Raw genomic sequence first — 1,027 nt, 5'->3', positions numbered from 1 at the left:
AGGCGGCTGCGGAGATCCGGCGCCGCCGGGCGTGAGGGCGCGCGCCGACCGGGCCCTTACCGCGCGCACTCGTCCCGGGTGCGCTTCATCGCTTCCGCGAAGCCGGCGAGCGCGTATTCGTCGCTCGTCGGGTTGCCGCGCAGCGACGTGGTCTTGATCACCAGCTTCGGGTTGCGCGCGCTCATCTCGGAGACCACCCGGGCCTCCTCGGCGGGGTTCTGCAGCCAGGCGTTCCCGTCCTTCACGACGAGGCCGTAGCGGCCGGCGCCGAGGTTGAGGCTCGGGTCCGTCGGCGCCGCGGCGGAGCCCGGCTTGACCTGGGAGGCCGCGGGCTTCGACGGGAAGCCCAGCATCACCGCGACCTCGTTCTGGACGTTCTCACCCTTGCGCACGCTCACGAACAGGTAGGCGGTGTCGCGCTTCAAGGTCTTGGGCGAGCGGGTCTGCGGCTGTGCGATGGCGTAGCAGAGCTTGGCGCGGCCATCGCCGTTCACGAACACGTTCCAGTCGCCGAAGATCGCCACCGGGGTGGCCTGCTGCATCCCGGGCGGGGTCGCGGCCTTCTTCTCGGCCCGCGGGGTCCGCTCCCGGCGCGAGCGACGCCCGCGCTTGGCGGGGGCGGCATCCGTGAAGCCGTCCGGCTGCGCCTCCTGGGCCTGGGCGACCGTCGCGGACAACAGGCCGACACTCCCGACGACGGCGCCGGCGAGGCCGGTGACGAGACCGGAGGCGAGCAGGGCGAGGGCTCCGACCGGGAGCAGGCGGGGGACGCGGACCATCTTCACTTCCTGACGACGGGCGGCCCCATGCGCGGGGCCGGACCGGGGATCGGGAATAGTGAAGCTCGCGTAAGAAGTCGGCAAGATGGCGGCCCAGGTCTTCATCGCGGCCGGGATCTCCGGGCACCGCGATTCGCGGCCGCCCGAAGCGATGGCGGACCGGCACGCGTGGCGGACCGGTTCAGACCGCCCGCACCTCGGCGGCCAGCGCCGCGATCACCGCCGCGGGCACCGACACGGTGTCGGCC

Annotated in this window: 1 protein-coding gene; it reads right to left on the bottom strand. The window is 73.3% G+C overall.

Annotation, left to right across the window (positions count from 1 at the left end; genetic code table 11):
• Nucleotides 1-56 precede the first annotated feature (56 nt).
• Complete coding sequence (locus FV228_RS30730) at nucleotides 57-779, bottom strand: invasion associated locus b family protein (protein WP_147857858.1); 723 nt, start codon at nucleotides 777-779, stop codon at nucleotides 57-59.
• Between the last annotated feature and the right edge of the window lie 248 nt (nucleotides 780-1,027).

Source organism: Methylobacterium sp. WL18, from assembly GCF_008040015.1.
GTDB lineage: Bacteria > Pseudomonadota > Alphaproteobacteria > Rhizobiales > Beijerinckiaceae > Methylobacterium > Methylobacterium mesophilicum.
The sequence above is the reverse complement of the archived record's forward strand: the minus strand, read 5'-3'. Positions and strand labels throughout refer to the sequence as shown.